This is a genomic window from Streptomyces sp. CAI-85 (assembly GCF_013363615.1).
GTDB lineage: Bacteria > Actinomycetota > Actinomycetes > Streptomycetales > Streptomycetaceae > Streptomyces > Streptomyces antibioticus_B.
This window is the reverse complement of record NZ_JAANNX010000001.1, coordinates 553,048-570,268: the sequence shown is the minus strand read 5'-3', so window position 1 is coordinate 570,268 and position 17,221 is coordinate 553,048. Positions and strand designations below refer to the sequence as shown.

14 protein-coding genes are annotated in these 17,221 nt (G+C 73.7%); 4 read left to right on the top strand and 10 right to left on the bottom strand.

The genetic code is table 11. The features are described from left to right. Positions 1-4: 4 nt before the first annotated feature. Entirely contained in the window at positions 5-577 is a 573-nt protein-coding gene (locus G6W55_RS02315; protein WP_175519057.1) for a MarR family transcriptional regulator, read from the bottom strand. A 166-nt stretch (positions 578-743) separates the two neighbouring features. Between G6W55_RS02315 and G6W55_RS02310 the strand changes: the two genes are divergently transcribed. Both G6W55_RS02310 and G6W55_RS38470 read left to right on the top strand, forming a co-directional pair. Then, complete coding sequence (locus G6W55_RS02310; RefSeq protein ID WP_175519056.1) at positions 744-1,574, top strand: hypothetical protein; 831 nt, start codon at positions 744-746, stop codon at positions 1,572-1,574. Between the two features lie 57 nt (positions 1,575-1,631). Next, positions 1,632-2,468 carry a peptidoglycan-binding protein gene (locus G6W55_RS38470; RefSeq protein WP_175519055.1) on the top strand — a complete coding sequence of 279 codons (837 nt, stop codon included), beginning with the start codon at positions 1,632-1,634 and terminating at the stop codon, positions 2,466-2,468. Between the two features lie 223 nt (positions 2,469-2,691). Here G6W55_RS38470 and G6W55_RS02300 read toward each other — a convergent pair whose 3' ends face one another. From G6W55_RS02300 to G6W55_RS02285, 4 genes are all read right to left on the bottom strand, one after another. Then, the gene (locus tag G6W55_RS02300; protein WP_309243604.1) at positions 2,692-5,046 is read right to left on the bottom strand and encodes a SpoIIE family protein phosphatase; all 2,355 of its coding nucleotides are present in this window, start codon (positions 5,044-5,046) and stop codon (positions 2,692-2,694) included. A gap of 89 nt (positions 5,047-5,135) precedes the next feature. After that, complete coding sequence (locus tag G6W55_RS02295; RefSeq protein WP_175519054.1) at positions 5,136-5,519, bottom strand: hypothetical protein; 384 nt, start codon at positions 5,517-5,519, stop codon at positions 5,136-5,138. A 300-nt stretch (positions 5,520-5,819) separates the two neighbouring features. Next, on the bottom strand, positions 5,820-6,743 hold the full coding sequence (locus G6W55_RS02290; RefSeq protein WP_037876647.1) for a MurR/RpiR family transcriptional regulator: 924 nt from the start codon (positions 6,741-6,743) through the stop codon (positions 5,820-5,822). A gap of 213 nt (positions 6,744-6,956) precedes the next feature. Beyond that, positions 6,957-7,598 carry a nucleoside/nucleotide kinase family protein gene (locus G6W55_RS02285; RefSeq protein WP_175519182.1) on the bottom strand — a complete coding sequence of 214 codons (642 nt, stop codon included), beginning with the start codon at positions 7,596-7,598 and terminating at the stop codon, positions 6,957-6,959. 178 nt (positions 7,599-7,776) lie between these two features. On the opposite strand from G6W55_RS02285, the gene G6W55_RS02280 reads away from it, so the two are divergent. Further along, entirely contained in the window at positions 7,777-9,267 is a 1,491-nt protein-coding gene (locus G6W55_RS02280) for a hypothetical protein (protein WP_175519053.1), read from the top strand. Between the two features lie 11 nt (positions 9,268-9,278). On the opposite strand, the gene G6W55_RS02275 is transcribed toward G6W55_RS02280, so the two are convergent. The 4 genes from G6W55_RS02275 to G6W55_RS02260 all read right to left on the bottom strand — a co-directional run bounded on the left by G6W55_RS02275 (position 9,279) and on the right by G6W55_RS02260 (position 13,700). Next, positions 9,279-10,238 (bottom strand): hypothetical protein, encoded by a 960-nt coding sequence (locus G6W55_RS02275; RefSeq protein ID WP_175519052.1) that lies wholly within the window; start codon positions 10,236-10,238, stop codon positions 9,279-9,281. A gap of 8 nt (positions 10,239-10,246) precedes the next feature. Further along, positions 10,247-11,722, bottom strand: coding sequence for an APC family permease (locus G6W55_RS02270; protein ID WP_175519051.1), 1,476 nt, complete (start codon positions 11,720-11,722; stop codon positions 10,247-10,249). Between the two features lie 230 nt (positions 11,723-11,952). Continuing rightward, on the bottom strand, positions 11,953-13,356 hold the full coding sequence (gene sthA / locus G6W55_RS02265; RefSeq protein WP_175519050.1) for a Si-specific NAD(P)(+) transhydrogenase: 1,404 nt from the start codon (positions 13,354-13,356) through the stop codon (positions 11,953-11,955). Positions 13,357-13,493: 137 nt separating this feature from the next. Next, the gene (locus tag G6W55_RS02260) at positions 13,494-13,700 is read right to left on the bottom strand and encodes a hypothetical protein (RefSeq protein WP_030795836.1); all 207 of its coding nucleotides are present in this window, start codon (positions 13,698-13,700) and stop codon (positions 13,494-13,496) included. Positions 13,701-13,925: 225 nt separating this feature from the next. Here G6W55_RS02260 and G6W55_RS02255 point away from each other — a divergent pair, with 225 nt between their 5' ends. Beyond that, positions 13,926-16,187, top strand: coding sequence for an MMPL family transporter (locus G6W55_RS02255; RefSeq protein WP_175519049.1), 2,262 nt, complete (start codon positions 13,926-13,928; stop codon positions 16,185-16,187). Here G6W55_RS02255 and G6W55_RS02250 read toward each other — a convergent pair. After that, positions 16,126-17,202, bottom strand: a complete 1,077-nt coding sequence (locus tag G6W55_RS02250) for a PP2C family protein-serine/threonine phosphatase (RefSeq protein WP_217686382.1) — start codon at positions 17,200-17,202, stop codon at positions 16,126-16,128. The genes G6W55_RS02255 and G6W55_RS02250 overlap by 62 nt on opposite strands. Positions 17,203-17,221: the final 19 nt, after the last annotated feature.

Below are 17,221 nucleotides of genomic sequence, written 5' to 3'. Positions count from 1 at the left end.
TCGCTCAGGCCCGGGGCCGCCGGCCGCTGCGCCGGGGCGTGGGATCGGCGCCGTCCAGCAGGGCGCGGCGGCGCTCCTCGCCGTCCTCCTCCACCTGGAGCACGACCCGCCGCAGCGCCTCGGCGAGCCCCCGGCACTCCTCGGCGTCCAGGCGCCCGGTCACGAACGCCTCCTCCTCGTTGAAGCGGGGGAACAGCCGCCCCATCAGCTCCTCGCCCTCGTCGGTGAGGCTCAGCAGCACCAGCCGGCCGTCGGTCGGATGGTCCGCCCGGCGCAGCAGCCCCCGGGTCTGGAGGGTGCGCGCCACGCCGGTCAGCGTGCCCTTGGAGATCCCGGCCTCCTCCGCCACGTGCCGGGTCTCCGACTCGCCCCAGATCCAGACGACCCACAGCACCACGAACGCCGTCCAGGTGAGGTCGGAGCCGCGCAGCACCGAGTTCTCCAGATGCTGGCGCACCGCGGAGGCGGCCCGGTAGATGTTCGCCACGGCCGCCATCTGCTCCCGGCGGATCGGGGCGCCGCCGAGCTTCTCCGACGCGAGCCGCTCGGCTTCGGTGATGGAACGCTGGCCGGGCACGGGCGGCTCCTTCGCATGGCGCCGGGGCACGGCACCCCGGTGGTCGTTCGGCGGTCGTTCGACGGTCGTTCGGCCTCAAATTGTACGGAGGGCAGGCCCCGGCGCGGCGGGCCCAGGGCCCCGACGTAACCTTTCCGCACGTCACACCCGGTCCGAGGAGCCCCGCATGTCCGCCGCCGCCCGTCCCCGCCTCCTCTATGTCACGGACCTGGCGTACCCGGCCCGCGGGCGCCGCTACTGCGACGAGGACATCGCGCTCACCGCCCGGCTGCGCGCCGAGTTCGACCTCGCCCTGTGCCATCCGCTCGACGCGGCCCGGCTGATGGACGGCTTCGACGCGGTCGTGGTCCGCAACAGCGGCCCCGTCCTGGCGTACGCCGACGCCTACCGGGCGTTCCGCGAGCGTGCGCTGAGCAGCGGGACGCGGGTCTACAACCCGCTCACCGGGAAGGCCGACATGGCCGGCAAGCAGTACCTCCTCGATCTCACCGGGGCCGGCTACCCGGTCATCCCGACGGTGGACCGCGCCGAGGACCTGCACCGCCTCCCCGCGGCGGACCGCTACGCCGTGAAGCCCAAGCTGGGCGCCGACTCGATAGGGCTGGAGTTCGTCACCGCCGACCGGCTGCCCGGCCTCGCCGACGGGACGGTCCTGATCCAGCCCCGGGTGGAGTTCTCCTACGAGGTCTCCTTCTACTACGTCGACCACGACTTCCAGTACGCCCTGTACGCCCCGGACCCGGAGCGCCGCTGGCAGCTCCGGCCGTACGAACCGACCGTGGCGGACCTGGAGTTCGCCGGCCGTTTCATCGAGTGGAACGACCTCGGGCACGGCATCCAGCGGGTGGACGCCTGCCGGGCGCCGGACGGCGAACTGCTCCTGGTGGAGCTGGAGGACCTCAACCCGTATCTCTCCCTGGACATCCTCGACGACGCCGGGCGGGACGCGTTCGTCGCCGCGACCTGCCGCTCCCTGCACGGGTTCCTGGCCGCCTGAACCCCGCCGCCCCGCCGCCCGTATCTCTCCGGGGGAACGGACGGAGGGAGAAGCAGCGTGCCGACACCGGCCGAACCGGGGCAAGAGCCCGACGAACGACCGGTCCTGGAACCCATCCGGGTCCTGCGGCCCCGCAACACCGACGCCCTCGCGGAACTCTTCCGCGAGCTGACCGAGGACACCGGCTCCTACGAGGCCGTGCCCGTGGGGGACCGGGCGGCCGGCTCCGACGAGGCGACCGAGGAACTGCCCGCCGTACCGGCGGGCGGGACGGACTTCTTCGGCACGGACGGCGCCCCCGCGCCGGCCGCCGGCCGCCACCTCAGGACGGGCGCGACGTTCCGGCGCGCCGACGGCCGCCGCACCCGGGGCGTGCCCGCACCGTCGCCGCCCGGTGAGGCGGGCGCCACGCGGCAGATGAGCCGCCCGCGCGTCCCGGCGCCGCACCCGGCCGTGCCGGGCCGGCTGCCGGCCGCCGCATCGGGTGCGGGGCTGCGCCGGGCCGCCGTGGTCGTCGCCGTCGCCGCGGCGGCGCTCGTCGGCTTCGCCTGCGCCCTCCTGCTGCCCGGCCGCGACGGCGAGGCGGCCGCCGCCCCGGCCCCCACGCCGACCGCCCCGAGCCCGGCCGCCCCCGCACCCGGCACCGGCCCCGACCCGGACGGCGCGGGCACCCTCCGCGAGGGCGACAGCGGCCCGGAGGTCACCGACCTCCAGCAGCGGCTGCTGCGCATCCCGAACGTGTACGACGGCGGCGGCACCGACGGCCGGTACGACACCGTCCTCACCGAGGCGGTGGCGCGCTTCCAGCTCTGGTACGGCATACGGGGCGACGAGGACGGCGTCTACGGCGACGACACCCGGGAGGCACTGGAGGCGCGCACCGCCACCGGATGACGCGTAACGCATCGGAAAAGTGGACCGAGCGGCAATGTGGCGCGTGTCACAATGCTCGGCGGGTCGGGGTGCGATCAGGCGCGTCGGTCCGCCGAGCCGAAAGCCGCCCGTATGAACGTCTCCCGCCTCCCGGGCCTGGTGCTGCCCGTCGCCTTCCTGCTGGCCCTCGTCGTCGGGGCGCTCTGGTACTGGCGGCACCGCGACGACTGAACCCGCCCCGCCCTCAGGCGTCCTCGGGCACCTGGATGTCCAGGACGCACACGTCGTCCCGTCCCTCGGGGTCCAGCAGCGGGCCGAGCAGCCGTCCCAGCGGGGCGGGTCCGGCCGCGGCGGCGGCCAGCCGGTCCAGGCCCCGGTCGATGCTCTCCGAGGGCCGTTCCACCAGCCCGTCGGTGTACAGCAGCAGCCGGTCGCCGGGGCGCAGCACGCACTCCGCCTCCGTGTAGCGCGGGGTGTCGCTCGCGCCGAGCAGCATGCCCCCGGGCCGGTCGAGATAGCGGGCCGTGCCGTCGCGCACCAGCAGGGGCGGGGGATGGCCGGCCTGGGCCCACACCAGCCGCCGGTCGGCGGGGCGGTAGCGGGCCAGCACCATGGTCGCCGTGCCGTGCGGGTCCCGGGAGTGCAGCAGCAGGGCGTTGAGCCGGCTGAGCGCGCCCGTCAACGTGGAGCCCGTGATGACCATCCCCTTGGCGGTGAATCTCAGCAGGGCCATCGCGGCGACCGCGTCCATGCCGTGCCCGGCGACGTCGCCCACCACGAACAGGGCGTCGCCGTCCGGCAGTTCGATGGCGCTGAACCAGTCGCCGCCCACGTTGAGCCCGGACTGCGCGGGCAGATAGACGACGTCGACCCGCAGCCCGGCCAGCCGGACCGGTTCCTTGGGCAGCGGCAGCAGCGCGTCCTGGAGCCGGGCGGCCAGCGTGCGCTCCGCCCGGAGCGCCCCGCGCTGGGTGAGGACCGCGCGCTCGGTGGCGACCAGCGCGAGTTCCGTGCTGCGCTGCGCGGTGACGTCCTGGACGAAGCCGTGCACCTCGACGGGGACACCCCGGCCGTCCGTCACCGCCTCGGCGACCGCCCGCAGATGCCGTACCCCGCCCGGCGCGGCGAGCCGGAACGGCACGTCGCACGCCCGGCCGTGCCGGGTCAGCTCGTCGACCGCGCGGGTCAGCGCCGGGCCGTCCTCGGGCAGGGCGAGCCGGGGCAGCCGGGCGAGCGGAAGGGCGCCGCGGGCCGGATCGCGGCCGAGGACGGCGAACGCCTGGGCGGACCAGGCGGCCTCGCCGGTGACGAGGTTCCAGTGCGCCCAGCCGAGGTCGCCCAGCCGCTGGAGGTCGGCGAGCCGCTGCTCCTGCCGGTCGGAGGGGTCGTGCCGGACCCAGCTCACCACCAGCGCGTCGCCCAGCCGGGCGGCGCGGGCCGAGTAGGTGGACAGTTCGCTGACCCCGGCGACCGTCTGCTGCCGGGCGAACGGCTCGCTCTCGAAGGGCTCGGCGCCGGACAGCGCCTCCAGACAGCCCCGCCACAGCGGTTCGTCGGTGGTGTCCGGCCAGCACTCCAGGAAGCGCAGGCCGATCAGGTCGCGGCCGTGCCGGCCGGCGGTGTCACGGGTGCCGGCGGTCGCGGCGGTGATCCGGAAGTCCTCGACCTCGCCCGCGGGGGAGCGCAGCGGGGTGAGCAGCACCGCGGCGACCGGCATCCGGTCGAACACGCTCTGCACGGCGTCCGCGGCGGCGCCGGGGGCGGGTTCGGCCTCCCGCAGGGGTCCGACACCGCGCAGCGGGCCGGCGCACAGCCGGGCCACCGCCAGCAGCCGTTCCCGTACGTGCGGCGGGAAGGGTCCTGCGGTGCGGCGCAGGACGCCGAGGACGGCCTCGGCGGGTTCCCCGGCGGCCACGGGCAGCCAGGCGCGCGAGTGCCATTCCGCGGCGTCGTCCGCGGTGCGCGGATGGCGGGCCCGGTCGGTCGCCGGGTCCTCCAGCCAGCACGGCCGTCCCGCGTCGAGGGCGTCCAGCGGAGGCACTCCGGCCAGCGGCGGCACCCGGCTCCAGCGGTCGGCGAGGGTGTCGTCGATCCCGGCGTGCCCGACCAGTTCCAGTCCGCCGACGGGCAGCCGGACGTAGATCATGACGGCGTCGGTGCCGGTGTCCGCGGCGAGCCGGTCCAGCAGACAGCGGGCCAGGTCCTGCGGGGAGCCGACGCGGGCCAGCGCCCGGGCCAGATGACCGAGGGCGTCGGACTCCTCGGCGGGCACCGGCTGCGGCCGGGGCAGGGCCGCGGCCCCCGGTGACCCGGGGGCGGAACGGTCGGGCGCGGTCACCCCGCCGAGTGCGATCCAGCACTCCTCCAGCAGGGTGTGGCCGGCGCTCGACGCACGGCGGCGCAGCTCCTCCTGTGCCGCGTCCGCGGAACAGCCGAGCCGTGCCATGACCACACCCGTGGCCCGCTCCAGGACGGCGGAGGTGGCCGCCAGGTCCTGCATCCGGTCCAGTTCGGCGCGCTGGCGCGCCACGACCCGGGCCAGCGCGGCCAGGTCGGTCGCGGCGCCGGAGCCCGCGGGCGGGGCGGGTTCTGTCGTCACGCCCTGAGCATGGCACAGGCGTGCCGCGGTGATCAGGGCCTTCGACCAGCCTCCCCGGCGGGGAGGACACCCGGGACGGAAGGCGCGGTTCAGCGGGTGGTGCCGTGCTCCACCAGCGCCTGGGTGACCGCGCGGACGCTGCGGGCGATGTGCTGGAGCTGCATGACCTCGGCGGCGTAGAGCTTGATCGTGTGCTCGATGACCGACTCGGGCATGCCCAGGCGGGGCAGATCGGCGCGGGCGGTCTGGAGGGCGGTACGGGCCACCCGGACCTCCTGCTGCACCTGGAGCTGCGCGTGCCGGGCGAGCAGCACGGGGTGGCGCAGCAGCGCCGGGTAGCTCGCGTAGCGCGCGGGGACCAGTTCGCGCAGCCACTTGGCGGCCGAGCGCTCCCAGTCGTAGCTCCCCGGGTTCTTGACCTGGCACGGCCAGTCCGGGCTGATGCGAGTCGTCGTCGTCAGGGTCATGATCATCGCTTCCGGGAGGGTGGCGTCGGGACGGGTGGTCCGACAGTTCGGGGCGGCCCCGGTCCAGGGGATGACCGGGGCCGCCACGGTGCTCTCGCCAGGAGAGCCCCGAGTGCCCTGGGCGCCGACGCGGGTAGGGGACGGCGGCTTCGGGCGCTCGTACCGGGTGCCCTGCTGGGCGGGTGCGGCGTACGCAGTATTTATATATGCCGTCTGCTTTGCAAGGAGTATGAAAACATTCATGCGCGATTTGGCCGCAATGATCCCTGTGTCGCTTTTCAGGGAGGGGGGTGGGTCGGTCGCGGGTCAGTCGCGCAGGAAGAACTGGTGCTGCTCGGCGATCTGCTCGTACTCCTCGAGCCGCGCCTGGGTGCGTTCGGGGCCGGCGTCCGTCATGGCCTGGAGCACCGCGGCGGCCATCATCCCGGGGGCCGCGTACGAGTCGAAGACCAGCCGGGAGCCCGTACCGGTGGCGAAGGTGACGTCGGCCTCGTCGGCCACCGGACCCAGCGCCAGATCGGTGATCAGGGCGACCTTCAGTCCGGCGCTGCGGGCCACCCGGACCGCGGTCAGGGTCTCCGTCGCGTGCCGCGGCATCGAGAACGCCAGCACCCAGGTGCCGCCCGCCTCGCGGGACTGGAGCAGCGCGTCGTAGGCCACGCTGCCGCCGCGCGTCACCAGCCGTACGTCCGGATGGACCCGCCGGGCCGCGTACGCGAAGTACTCCGCGAGCGAGACCGAGATCCGCAGGCCCAGGATGGTCAGCGGTGTCGACTGCGACAGCTTGCGGCCGATGTCGATGACCTGGTCCGGGTCGGCGAAGTCGCGCCGCAGGTTCTCCAGGTTCTCGATCTCCGCGTCCACCGCCGCCTGGAGCTCGTTGCTCCGGTTCACCTCGGCCGTCGCCGGGCCGCCCGCCAGGGTGCCGAGCGCGATCGACTGGAGCCGCTCGCGCAGCGCGGGGTACCCGCTGAACCCGACGGCCGCGGCGAACCGGGTCACCGAGGGCTGGCTCACCCCCACGCGATCGGCGAGGTCGGTGATCGACAGGAACGCCGCCTCGGTGATGTTCTCGATCAGATACTGGGCGATGCGCCGTTGCCCCGGGGACAGATGAGGCCCGTCGAAGAGGGCCCGCAACCGGGAGGTCGGGGACACCTCCGCCTCCGGCGCGGTCTTTCCCGAGGTGATGGCGGATGCCTGTGCGCGTGCCTGCTGGGGCGATGGCACCGGTGCGCCTCCTTTGTCTCCCACGCAGCTCAACATAGCTCACGGCCCGTCCCGGCCACCGTGCCCGAAAGCCCGGCAACCGCCGTCCCGCTTGCAGTTACCGCCGGTACACCATGATCGCGCCCCCGAACCGCCATCTGTGCACACGGGTACGGCGCGAGGCGCGCAGGAGTTCATCCCGACGCGCTCGAACGGCCCGCGAACGGCCCGCCGTCACCCCACCCGCACCACCAGATCCGCCCGCTCCCGGGTGGACGCCACCAGGGCGGCGTTGCGTCGGTCGGTGCCGTGTGTCCAGGCCACCGCCTCGGTGTGGGCCTTGCCGAAGCGTTCGTGGCGGGCGATCAGGCGGCGGAGCCGTTCCTCCTCGTCGGTCTCGCAGAACCAGACCTCGTCCAGCGCGGCCCGTACCCGCGTCCACGCGCCCGTGCCGAGGAGGAGGTAGTTGCCCTCCGTGACGATCAGCCGGGCCGTCGGCGGCACCGGGAGCGCGCCCGCGAGCGGCTGCTCCAGCTCCCGTTCGAAACCGGGCGCGTACACGATGTCCTCGCCGTCGCCCTCCTCGCGCAGCCGGCGCAGCAGGGCCGCGTACCCGGCCGCGTCGAAGGTGTCGGGGGCGCCCTTGCGGTCGCGGCGGCCGAGCCGGTCGAGTTCGGCGTCGGCCAGATGGAAGCCGTCCATCGGCACGTGCGCAGCCCACGCCCCCTCGCCGCGCTCCCCTTCCAGGGCGCGGACGAGGCGTTCGGCGAGGGTCGTCTTCCCGGCGCCCGGACTGCCCGCGATGCCGAGCAGGACGCGCGGGCCGCCGTCCCGGACGAGGGAGCGGGCGCGATGGCACAGGTCGTCGAAAGTCAGCACACCGCCGAGTGTCCCAGCCCGGCCGCTGACCCGGGTGGGCGTATCCGGCCCCGCGCCCGGCGCGCAAGTGGGCTAGCTTGACCGTGTTTTAAAGATTTTCTTACGTTTCGCCCCGCTTTCTCTCCGTGCTTCTCCGTGCTTTCTCTCTCCGCTGATCCCGGGCAAGGGGTGGGTCATGTCCAACGGCGCGAACGCCCTGCTCGTCGGCGGCCGGCGAGGCACCCCGGCGCACGCGTCCGGCACCACCTGGCGCGAGCGCTGCGCCCTGCCGCTCGCCGTCGTGGCCGCCGCGTTCACCCTCGCCCAGCTCCTCCTGGTCCGCCCCGGCCTCGGCCTCGGCTGGGACGAGACGGTGTACGTCAGCCAGTACGCCGCCCAGGCACCCCCCGCCTTCTTCAGCGCCCCCCGCGCCCGGGGCGTCTCCCTCCTCACGGCACCGGTCGTCTCCTGGTCGACGTCGACGGAACTGCTGAGGATCTACCTCGCCCTCCTCTCCGGCACCGGCCTCTACCTCGCCCTGCGGATCTGGCGCCCCCTCTTCCCCGACCGCGTCCTGACCGTCGCCGGCGCCTTCTTCGCCTCCCTGTGGGTGACCCTCTTCTACGGCCCCCAGGCGATGCCCAACCTCTGGGTCGCCCTCGGCGGACTCGTCTGCGTCGGCTGCTTCCTGCGCGCCCGTGCCGGCAGCCGCGACCCGGCCGCCCTCGCGGGCCTCGCCGCCGGCGCCGCGCTGATGGCGTGGATGCGGCCCACCGACGCCGTCTGGCTGGCGCTGCCCCTCCTCGTCCTCGCCGCCCTGCGCCACCGCGGCCTCGGGCTGCTCCTGCTGGCGGGCCTCGCCGCGGGCGGCGTCCAGTGGGTGATCGAGGCGTACATCGCCCACGGCGGCCTGGGCCGGCGGCTGTCCGAGGCGTCCCGCATCCAGGGCGGCCTCGGCTGGAACCTCGCCGTCGACGACCAACTGCGCGGCCTGGTCGGCCGCACCCTGTGCCGCCCCTGCACCGGCTCCCTGCCCCACCCGGTGATCATGGCCTGGTGGTTCGTGCTGCCGCTGGTCGCCGCCCTCGGCCTGGTGATCGCGGTCCGCGCCCGCCGCACCGCGCCCACCCTGCTCCCGCTGGCCTGCGCCACGACCGCCGCCGTCCCCTATCTGTTCATGATCGGCTACGCGGCGCCGCGCTTCCTGCTGCCCGTCTACGCCCTCCTCGCGATCCCGGTCGCCGACGCCCTGCTCCACCTGGTCACCCGTCCGGACGGCCGCCCGCGCCCGGTCGTCGCGGCCCTCACCGCGCTCGCCGTCGCCGGACATCTCGCCGTGCAGTACGCGGTCCTGGACCGCACCGTGGACCGCACCACCGCCCACCACCGCGACTGGGCCCGGGCCGCCGCCCAACTGCACCGTCTCGGCGTCCGCCCGCCCTGTCTCCTCACCGGCGCCGACGCCATCCCCGTCGCCTACTACGCCGGCTGCTCCTCCGCCGCCGTCCGCGGCCACAACGCCAACGCCACGGAGGCCACCGTCCGCGGCACGGCCCGCCGTATCCCCACCGCCGCCCTCACCCGCCCGGACGGCACCCCGCCCGCGTACGCCCGCGACTGGGCGGTCCACCGCTCCCCGATGCTGCGGCTGCACATCGCACCGGCGCCGGGGCGGGGGCGGTCATGAGGTGACGGACGTCAGCGGCGGACGTACTCCTTGCGCCAGCGCGTGATCTGCTGGGCGGGGTCGCCGGTGCAGGACCAGGGCGTGCGGGTGAAGCGGGTGCCGAGGTGGGTGAGGAGCGGGCCCGCGATGTCCTCGGCGCGGGCCGAACACGCGGCGTGGGCGAGATAGTTGCAGTCGCGCAGCGCGCCGGGGGCGACGGTGCCGCGGACCCGGCCGGTGAACCACCGCTCCCAGGTGCGGCGTACGTCGCTCGCCGCGGCGTCGTCGGTCCAGTGCTGGCCGAGCCCCACGGTCGCGGAGCGCCCGGCGGTGGTGTCGACGGCGTACCGGTACTCCTCCACGCGCGCGTACTGCACCAGCACCGGCAGCGGACAGCCCCGGGGCGCCACCCCGGCCGCGTCCCGCGCGAAGTCGTACATCAGGCCGTGCGAGCCGTGCCAGCGCGCGGAGTAGTAGTGCAGCACCTGGAGATGCCCCTCCATGCTGTACGGGTCGCGCCGGTGCAACTCGTCCCACCAGCGCGCCAGTTCCTGCCGCCGCACCCCGGCCGGATAGAGCCGGGCCACGGAGATCAGGGAGATCCACGGCGTCGGGTCGTCGAGATAGGACTCGGTCGCCGACAGACAGGCCGCCACCGCCGCGTCGACGCGCCGCTGGTCGATCGGCACGCCCCGGCCCGCGGCGATGGCCAGGTGGAACGCCCGGACCGTCTCGGTGGCGGCGCGCAGCACCAGCGCGTCCGCGCTGTGCGGTTCCGCGGCCAGCCAGGTCTCCACCGTCGAACTGCCCGCGCACGCCTGGGCGAGCTGCCGCACCCGGTGCCCGCGGGCGAGCCAGTCCGCGCCGGTCGTCCGCAGCAGATCGCGCACCCCCTGCCAGCGGCCGATCACGATGTCGTGGCGGACGGAGGACAGGGCCGCGTCCCCGCAGTCGGGGTCGAAGCCGGGAACGAAACGGTTGCGCGCCCTCACGCTCCCCCTCAGAAGTCGGTCGGCGGGCCCTCGTGGCCCGTCGCCGTGCCCGCCGGGTGCCGTACGGGCACACAGTCCGCCTCGACGGTGCGCGAGGCGTCCAGCCGGGCGGGCCGGTAGTAGTCGCTGCCCCGCCGCCAGTACCAGAGCATCGGCACCAGCCCCACGGCGAGCCCGCCGAGCCCGATGGCGACCGCCGCCGGCTCCAGCTCGCCCAGCGACTCGAAGAGGATCCAGAACATAAAGACCGAGCCGAACAGCGGCCACAGCCCGCCGAGGACGAAGTCGGCCGGGGACCTCAGCAGGGTCCTGCGGTAGGCGACGACCGCGGCCAGCCCCGCCAGGCCGTAGTAGACGGAGATCTGGAGGCCGATCGCCGCGATCGCGTCGGCGAGGATGTCGCCGACCGAGCCCAGCGCGTTGGAGGCCACGAACATCACCAGCGCGACCCCGCCGACCACCACGATCGCCACCCACGGGGTGTTCCAGGTGCGGTGCACCCGGCCCAGCGCGGCCGGCATCGTACGGTCCCGGCCCATCGCGAACAGGGAGCGGGTGACCTGGATGAGCGTGGTCTCCAGGGTGGCGATGGTGGACAGCATCACGGCGACCGTCAGCAGCTTCCCGCCGGTCCCCGGCCACACCGCCTCGCCGAGCGCCGCCAGCACGTCGGCGCCGTTCGCGCTGATCTCGGGCCCGCTGAGGATCACGCCGACCGCGATGGTGAACACCTCGAACAGCAGGAAGACGATGCCCAGTCCGAGCAGTCCCGCGAGCCCGGCGGTGCGGCGGCTGTCGCGGGTCTCCTCGCTGAGGTTGCCGGTGACGTCCCACCCCCAGAAGTAGAACGCGGCCACCAGCGCGCCCGAGGCGAACCCGGCCACCCCGTCGAAGTGTCCGAGGCCGAGCCAGGACCACTCGAACGGCTGCCCGCGGCCGCCGGTGTGGAAGAGCGCGAGCAGCGCGAACAGGGCGAGGATCGCCAACTCGACGCCGGACATGAGGATCTGGGCGCGCACGGTGAGCCGGGCCCCGCCCAGCACCACCGCCAGCATCAGGACGAACCAGCCGGCGCCCACCGCCGTCGACAGCGCCGTGTGGCCGGCCAGCTCCGCGTCGAAGAGGGCCAGGGTCATCGCCCCGGCCGGAAGCGATCCCGCGACCATGAAGAGGGTGGCCGAGACGACCAGCGCCCATCCGCTGAGGAAGCCCAGGAAGGGGTGGAGCGTGCGCCCCACCCACGAGTAGCCCGCCCCCGCGTTGACGTCGATCCGGCCGAGCCGGCTGTAGGCCATCGCGATGCCGGCCATCGGCAGCGCGCAGTACAGCAGCGCCGCCGGACCGGCCGGTCCCACGGCACCGAACAGGACCGCCGTCGTGGCGGCGACGGAGTACGCCGGGGCGCTGCCCGCGACGGCCATCACCACGGTGTCGAAGGTTCCGAGGGCGTTCGCCTGGAGCCCGCGTCCGGTGCCCTTGCTCATGCCTGCGCTGCTTTCCGTCGTGCACACGGCCCGCGAAAGCGCCGGTCGGGCGAACGCGGTGGAGACACCGGCCACCACAGCGTCGGCGGACGGTCACACCCAGTCGCGAGTGATGATAGCCCGCACACTTGAGGTTTCAAGATTGACTTGCGGGTAACGTGACGCGTCCGACAGGACCGGCAAGTGCCGTGACGGGCACGGCACTTGCCGGTGCGGGCGAGGGGGCTTCGTCAGTCGCCGATCCGGTCGAGCTGCCGCAGCCGGTTGGTGGCGTCCAGCGCCGCGACCTTGTACGACTCCGCCAGCGTCGGGTAGTTGAAGACGGCGTCCACCAGATAGTCGACGGTTCCGCCGCAGCCCATCACCGACTGGCCGATGTGGATCAGCTCGGTCGCGCCGGAGCCGAAGCAGTGCACCCCGAGCAGCGTCCGGTCGACGGGGGAGACCAGCAGCTTCAGCATCCCGTGCGCGTCGCCGATGATCTGACCGCGCGCCAGCTCCCGGTAGCGGGCGATGCCCACCTCGAACGGCACGCTGTCCTCGGTGAGTTGGTCCTCCGTGCGGCCCACGAAGCTGATCTCGGGGATGGTGTAGATGCCGATGGGCTGGAGGTGGTGCATCCGCGCCACCGGCTCCCCGCAGGCGTGGTACGCGGCCGCCCTGCCCTGCTCCATCGAGGTCGCCGCGAGCGCCGGGAAGCCGATGACGTCCCCCACGGCGTAGATGTGCGGGACCGCGGTGCGGTAGTGCTCGTCGACCTCGATCCGGCCCCGCGGATCGGCGGCCAACCCGGCCTTCTCCAGGTCGAGTTCGTCGGTTAGCCCCTGCCGGCCCGCCGAGTACATCACCGCGTCCGCCGGGATCTTCTTGCCGCTGGCCAGCACGGTCAGCGTGCCCCGCGGATGCCGCTCCACGGCGGCGACGGTCTCCCCGAACCGGAAGGTCACCGCCAGGTCCCGCAGATGGTACTTGAGCGACTCGATGACCTCGACGTCGCACATGTCGAGCATCCCGGCCCGCTTCTCGACGACCGTGACCTTGCTGCCGAGCGCGGCGAACATCGAGGCGTACTCCATGCCGATCACTCCGGCACCCACGATGACCATGGACCGGGGCACCCGCTCGACGGTGAGCACGTTGTCGGAGTCGAGGATGGTCCGGCCGTCGAACTCCACGCTGTCCGGCCGCGCCGGCCGGGTCCCGGTGGCGATCACCACGTGCTCGGCGCTGATCCGCCGCTCCTGCCCGCCCGCCTCGCGCAGGGCGACGGTGTGCGGATCGACGAACCGGCCGGTGCCGGAGAACAACTGGACGTTGTTGCGGGACAGTTGGCTGCGGATGACATCGGTCTCGCGGCCGACCACGTGCTGGGTGCGCGCGGTCAGATCGGCGACGGTGATGTCCTCCTTCAGCCGGTAGCTCTGCCCGTACAGATCGCGCTGGGTGAGTCCGGTGAGATAGAGCACCGCCTCGCGCAGGGTCTTGGAGGGGATGGTGCCGGTGTGCAGGGAGACCCCGCCCACCATGTCGGGGCGGTCGATGACGGCGGCTCGGCGACCCAGTTTGGCCGCGGCGATGGCGGCCTTCTGACCGCCGGGACCTGAACCGAGGACGAGCATGTCGAAGTCGGGCATCCTCCGGAGTCTGTCAGTGCCGGGGCCCGGGGCGAAAGGGTGAACGGGCAAGGAATGGGCGAACGGCGGGGCGGCCGCCCGTGGCAGGGCACGGCGCGGCCGCCCGGCCGTCGGTACGGCGGCCCCGGGCCGGTGGGTCAGGGCAGCAGCTTCTCGATCGCCGCCGGCCCCTCCTCGTCGAGCTTGCGCTTGGCCCAGGCGAGATTGCGGGGGGTGATGTCCCGGCCGGTGGCCAGGACCATGTCCTCGGGCGACACCTCGGTGCCGGTGCGGGTGTGGAGCAGGTTGTCCGGGGTGGCGCGTTCCCGGGAGGGCTGGGAGTCGCCGGGCTGTGACGTGGGCATGGTGTCCGCTCCTCGCGTCCGAAGGGCTGCACGGGCCCGGTGCGGTCAACGGGTCCACTAACACCATTCATCCTGACGGCGGAGCGTGCATCCGGAAGGGGGCGTTCCGTCGAGATGCCGGGATGATCGGCGGGGCGTGTAATGGGCTTACTCAGGGCACAACCGGCTTGCCCGGGACGCCCGAACGGACAGCGCGGACGACGCGCGGCACAGAAGGCCCAGAACATGGAACCCACCGGTGCCGGGGAACCGCGAGGCGGGGGACTCAGGCGGCTCGGCGCCTGGTGCGCCCGCCACTTCGTCGTCGTCATCGCCGCCTGGCTGGTCGCGCTGGTCGCCGTTCAGGTGCTCGACCGCCAGTTCGGCGGGGAGTACGAGGACAACTTCCAGCTCTCGGACGTGCAGTCCACGAAGGGCCTGGACGTGCTCGAGAAGCACGATCCGCAGGCCGGCGGCTACAGCAGCCAGATCGTCCTGCACGACGACGACGCCGTGAGCGGGCTCGCCTCCCCGATGTCCACGACGGTCGCCAGCCTCCAGAAGCTCCCCCATGTGCTCTCGGCGCAGAACCCGCTCTCGCAGAGCTCCACCAAGGTCGGCCCGGTCTCCGGCGACGGCAAGACGGCCTACATCACGGTCCGCTTCGACGTGCAGCCGTCCACCCTCGGCGACGCCTACCTCGACGGCGTGGACGACGCCGTCCAGCCGCTGCGGGCCGCCGGCGCCGACGTCGAGTACGGCGGCTCGCTCGGTGAACTCGCCCGGCCCGCCCCGGACGACCGGGTCAGCGAACTCATCGGCTTCGCGGTCGCCATCATCGTGCTGCTGATCGGCTTCGGCAGTGTCATCGCCGCCGTACTGCCCCTGGTCACCGCGCTGATCAGCGTGATCTGCGGACTGGGGCTGCTCGGTCTGCTCGCCGCCGCCTTCACCTTCGCGACCGTCTCACCGACCCTCGCCACCATGATCGGTCTGGGCGTCGGCATCGACTACGCCCTCTTCCAGATCACCCGGCACCGGCAGAACCTCATGAACGGCGCCGACCCCGTCGCGGCGGCCGGACACGCCAACACCACCAGCGGCCGCGCCGTCCTCGTCTCCGGCACCACCGTGATCATCGCCCTGGCCGGTCTGTACGCGTCCGGGGTGTCCTTCATCGGCAAGCTCGGTGTCGCCGCCGCCGTCACGGTGGTCACCGCCGTCGTCGGCGCCCTCACCCTTGTCCCCGCGTTCCTCGGGCTGATCGGCCGCCGGATCGACCGCTACCACGTGCGCAAGCCCGTCGCCGAGACCGACGCCGAACCGGGCGCCCCCGCGCACGGCACCTGGCACACCTACGCCCGCCGCGTCGAACGCCGCCCCTGGCAGTTCCTCGGCGGCGGGATCGCCGTCATCGCGATCCTCGCCATCCCGGTCTTCTCCATCCAGCTCGGCCACATCGGCGACGGCGCCGACCCGACGTCCTTCACCGACCGGCGCGCCTACGACCTGATGACCGACGCCTTCGGTCCCGGCTCCAACGGGCCCCTCACCGTCGTCATCGACCAGACGTCCGTCCCCTCCGACAAACGCTCCGACCTCTCCGACCAGGCCCAGAAGACCCTGAACGCGGTGTCCGGCGCGGCCACGGTCACCCCGCTGACGCCCACCCAGGACGGCGACGTGCTGCTCGCCACCGTCTACTCGCAGCAGTCCCCGCAGAGCGCCACCACCACCGATCTGACCAACCGGCTCGTCGACGACACCCTCCCCGCCGCCGTCTCCGGCTACGACGCCAAGGGGTACGTCACCGGCACCACCGCAGCCCAGGTCGACTTCCGCGACATCGTCGCCGAACGGCTGCCGCTGATCATCGGCGTCGTCGTCGCCCTCGCCTTCCTGATCATCCTCGCCGTCTTCCGCGGCCTGCTGGTCGCCGTCAAGGCCGCCGTCCTCAACGTCCTGTCGATCACGGCCTCGTACGGCGTCGTCGTCGCCGTCTTCCAGTGGGGCTGGGGCGGGCCCGCGCTCGGCGTCAACGGCAAGGTGCCCATCGAGAGCTATGTACCGATGATGATGTTCGCGATCATCTTCGGCCTGAGCATGGACTACGAGATCTTCCTGCTCTCCCGCGTCCACGAGGCATGGGTGCGCACCGGCGACGCCAAGGGGTCCGTCGCCCACGCCCTGGAGATCACCGCCCGGGTCATCACCTGCGCCGCCCTGATCATGGTGAGCGTGTTCGCGGCGTTCATCATCAGCGACAACATCGTGGTCAAGATGCTGGGGCTCGGCCTCGCGGTCAGTGTCCTCATCGACGCCACCGTCGTGCGGCTGCTGATGGTGCCCGCCGTGCTCACCCTGCTCGGCCCGCACGCCTGGTGGACACCCCGGTGGCTGGACCGGATCCTGCCGCACATCGATGCGGAGGGCGACGACGAGAAGCTCACCGAGTCTCCGGGGCCGCCTCCGCCTCCGGACGCCCCGGCGCCAGGACGAGCATCGTGACGTCGTCCCGGACCGCGGGACAGTGCCGCAGCACGTCCGCCCACACCCGGTCGGCCGTCACCGCCGGGCCCGCGTCCTCGGCCAGCGCAGGCAGCCGCTCCGGCAGCGGATAGAAGGCACCGGCCGCGTTCCTCGCCTCCCACACCCCGTCCGAGGCGAGGAACACCCGGTCCCCGGGCCGCAGCGGCACGTCGAGACCGGTCGCCGGGGCCGCCCCCGGCAGACCGAGACCCAGCGGCGTCCACGGCACCGCGGGCACCTCCGCCGCCGTACCGTCGCGCAGGAGCAGCGGCGGCGGATGCCCGCACACCACGATCCGCACCCGGTCCGCGCCCGGCGCGAACTCCAGCAGGACGGCCGTCGCGAACAGCTCCGTGTCCGGGCTCCGCGCCGAGTCCACCGTCAGCCGCCGGTCCAGCCGGGCCGCCACGTCCTCCAGCGTCGGCCGGTCGAGCACCGCCTCCCGGAACGCGCCCATCAGCGACGCCACCGTGGCGATCGCCGCCAGCCCGTGCCCGCGCACGTCCCCCAGCACCGCCCGCACCCCGTACGGGCTCTCCCGTACGTCGAAGAAGTCGCCGCCCACCAGCGTGCCGCGCTCCGCCGCCCGGTACAGCCCCGCGCAGCGCACCGCGCCGACCCGCTCCGGCACCGGCGGCACCACGGCACGCTGCGCCGCCTCCGCGATGGTGCGCTCGGTGTCGAGCTGCACGTCCCGGCGGCTGCGCACGAACGCCACGAACACGCTCAGCACCGCGACGAAGCCCACCGTCAGGACGTCGGTGCGGCCCGGCCGGTCGAGCTGCAACGCCGGCACGTTGAGCATCACGATCACGGTCGTGCCCAGCAGCGCGGTCGCCAGCGGACCGTACGACAGGACCGCGAGCGGCGGGATCGCGCCCAGCAGGAAGCCGATGTCCAGCGGATCGGGGCTGATCAGCGTCGCCACGCACACCCCGACGATCAGCAGCAGCGGCAGCGCCCGCACCCACCGCGGCGGGGGCGCGCCCCGCAACCAGCCCCGTCGCTCCCTG

Bases quoted from the DNA above. Each gene is read 5' to 3' on its own strand.
- G6W55_RS02310 (WP_175519056.1), top strand. From the start codon at position 744: ATGTCCGCCGCCGCCCGTCCCCGCCTCCTCTATGTCACGGACCTGGCG.
- G6W55_RS02295 (WP_175519054.1), bottom strand. From the start codon at position 5,519: ATGATCATGACCCTGACGACGACGACTCGCATCAGCCCGGACTGGCCG.
- G6W55_RS02280 (WP_175519053.1), top strand. From the start codon at position 7,777: ATGTCCAACGGCGCGAACGCCCTGCTCGTCGGCGGCCGGCGAGGCACC.
- G6W55_RS02270 (WP_175519051.1), bottom strand. From the start codon at position 11,722: ATGAGCAAGGGCACCGGACGCGGGCTCCAGGCGAACGCCCTCGGAACC.
- sthA (WP_175519050.1), bottom strand. From the start codon at position 13,356: ATGCCCGACTTCGACATGCTCGTCCTCGGTTCAGGTCCCGGCGGTCAG.
- G6W55_RS02260 (WP_030795836.1), bottom strand. From the start codon at position 13,700: ATGCCCACGTCACAGCCCGGCGACTCCCAGCCCTCCCGGGAACGCGCC.
- G6W55_RS02255 (WP_175519049.1), top strand. From the start codon at position 13,926: ATGGAACCCACCGGTGCCGGGGAACCGCGAGGCGGGGGACTCAGGCGG.